Source organism: Aeromonas sp. ZOR0001 (genome assembly GCF_000801015.1).
In the GTDB taxonomy this organism is placed as follows: Bacteria; Pseudomonadota; Gammaproteobacteria; order Enterobacterales; family Aeromonadaceae; genus Aeromonas; species Aeromonas veronii.
Window position 1 is genome coordinate 23,963 of sequence record NZ_JRJY01000082.1, and the last position, 2,109, is coordinate 26,071.

At 58.0% G+C, this 2,109-nt stretch carries 2 protein-coding genes and 1 pseudogene; 2 read left to right on the top strand and 1 reads right to left on the bottom strand.

What is annotated here, in order from left to right:
- Nucleotides 1–471, bottom strand: a pseudogene (locus L972_RS11250) (hypothetical protein); the annotation flags it as partial.
- A 251-nt stretch (nucleotides 472–722) separates the two neighbouring features.
- Here L972_RS11250 and L972_RS22130 point away from each other — a divergent pair.
- Nucleotides 723–857, top strand: coding sequence for a hypothetical protein (locus tag L972_RS22130; protein WP_269428980.1), 135 nt, complete (start codon nucleotides 723–725; stop codon nucleotides 855–857).
- 524 nt (nucleotides 858–1,381) lie between these two features.
- Complete coding sequence (locus tag L972_RS11260; RefSeq protein WP_052200052.1) at nucleotides 1,382–2,080, top strand: TonB-dependent receptor plug domain-containing protein; 699 nt, start codon at nucleotides 1,382–1,384, stop codon at nucleotides 2,078–2,080.
- Nucleotides 2,081–2,109 lie beyond the last annotated feature (29 nt).

The following is a 2,109-nucleotide window of genomic DNA, read 5'->3' on the forward strand; positions in this document are numbered from 1 at the left end:
CACCACGGCCCCCCCGTTCCATTGGTAGAAAGTCACCGGTTGATAGGAGCCCATCTGCAGCAGCACGGGACGGCCCGACAGCCCGCGCACCTGCCAGCTGTCGTTCTGGCTGCGCTGGTACTGCTGTGCGCTGCCATCGAGCAACCACTGCCGCTTGGCCTCGTCGCGACTGATTGAGCCCCCCAGTTGCTGACCGCTGGCGGCACCATCGACCCGCCACTCGATAAGCAGGCTTTGCGGTGGCTGGTTGATCTGCGCCAGCGTGGCTTCGGTCTCCTGCAGCTGGGCTGGCGTCCCGCTCAGCACCAGCTGATTCCCCATGGCGCTGACCCCAAGCTGGGGATAGATCTCCTTGAGGGTCTGCACCGCCGCCTGCGCCTCGAAGACCGGGCTCACCTTCACCTCGCCCCACAGCGGCCAACACCACAACCAAAGCAACAGCCAGTATCCTCTCCAGCGCCACTTCCCCATCCTTGTCTCCCTCTCGGATCCGTCGCCATACACCGTGCTCTAATGCCTCGTCATCATGAGCTATTCCTTGCGCTTTTCAATCCGTAGTATCGTCCGTTTGAGGCAAAAATCAGGGCAACACAATGTAATGCAAATAACAATGATTGCCATTTGTTAGTGTGAGATAATCGCTCGGATACTATTCGGTCTCCTTTTTTGAGCTTGCCGTCAATGAAGCCTATCGCCCCCCTGCCTCCGCCATCCGCCTTGCAATGCTTGTAAACATGCTCTCCATGGGCAGCATGATGATGGTGATGCCGCTTGGGCCGGATCTGGTGACTAGCCTCGGCATGGCACCGGAGCAGACCGGCTATTTCAGCGGTGCGCCACCCAGGGAGCCGCCCTAATTGAGCTTATCGCCGCTCCTTGGCTCGACCGGGTCAATCGCAAGCCCGCGTTGCTGATGCTGCTGACCTTGCGTTTTCTGCTGTTGATGGCCTGCGCCCTGGTGCAAAACAGCCAGCTGCTGCTGGGGCAGTGTGGCTGGGCCGCTTGCAGCTATCCTGGTGGTACCCCTTGCCCTTATCCTGGTCCAGTGGTTCGGCTGGCAGAGCCCCTTCCTGCTGTTTGGGCTCTGCGGCCTGCTGCTGGCGCTGATCACCCTGCTAGGTTTAGCCCTGCCGGTCGGCATGCCCGTCTGCTGCTGGTATCGGGTCAGAGCGGCGTTCTGCACGGATTTGACCAGCTGGCCTGGATCAATATCGGCTGCGGTCTGCTAGCCTGCGGCGGTGTCTGATTCCTGCTCAAGGGGCTGGCACAGACAAGAAACAACAATAATCCCGAGTCTGGCCCCACCAAACAAGGAAGTCAGCGAGCCACCGGCCCCAGAGCCGGACCCCATAACCTCTGTTTTATTCATGGAGTTTTGACTATGCAGTTGCAGCCAGACGTATCTCGATTGAACCCCACTCTGCTCTCACTTGGTCTGTGTGCCCTGCCAGGCCTGGCACAAGCCGAGGCCCCCAAAGCCAACGAAACCATGGTTATCACTGCGACACAGACCAAGCATACCGAACTCTCGGCCCCAGCTAGTGTCTCTGTGATCACCCGTGCCGACCTGGATAAACGTTCGGTCATGGATCTGACCGATACACTGAAGACAGTGCCAGGGGTATCTTTCATCCCGTCCACGCCGAATGGTCGCTATGAGATCAAATTGCGGGGCATGGGAGGTAAATATGCGTTGATCCTGCTCAACGGCCACCGTCTGAATGCCCGGGAAGTGATGGAAGACAACGATGGCAATGACTTCGATATCGCCTCCATCCCAGTGGCCGCCATCGAGCGGATCGAAATTTTGCGTGCCCCGGCCTCCTCTCTGTATGGTTCTGATGCCATGGCCGGTGTCATTAACGTCATCACTCGCACACCTGGGAACAAGACAGAGGGCAGCCTTGGCTATGACTATCGCAACATCACCTCTGGCAAAGGGGGAGACCTCTACAAGGGTAGCGGCTACCTCAGTGGTGCCCTGGTCGACGATAAACTCTTTAGAAGTCTGATGGTTGAAAAATACAATCGCGATGCTTGGCAATCGGGTTCAACTTGGGTTGAGAATACCTCTTGTTAAACTCCGCCGGGCTGACATTGCCAAGTCGT

Bases quoted from the DNA above. Each gene is read 5' to 3' on its own strand.
- L972_RS11260 (WP_052200052.1), top strand. From the start codon at position 1,382: ATGCAGTTGCAGCCAGACGTATCTCGATTGAACCCCACTCTGCTCTCA.
- L972_RS22130 (WP_269428980.1), top strand. From the start codon at position 723: ATGCTTGTAAACATGCTCTCCATGGGCAGCATGATGATGGTGATGCCG.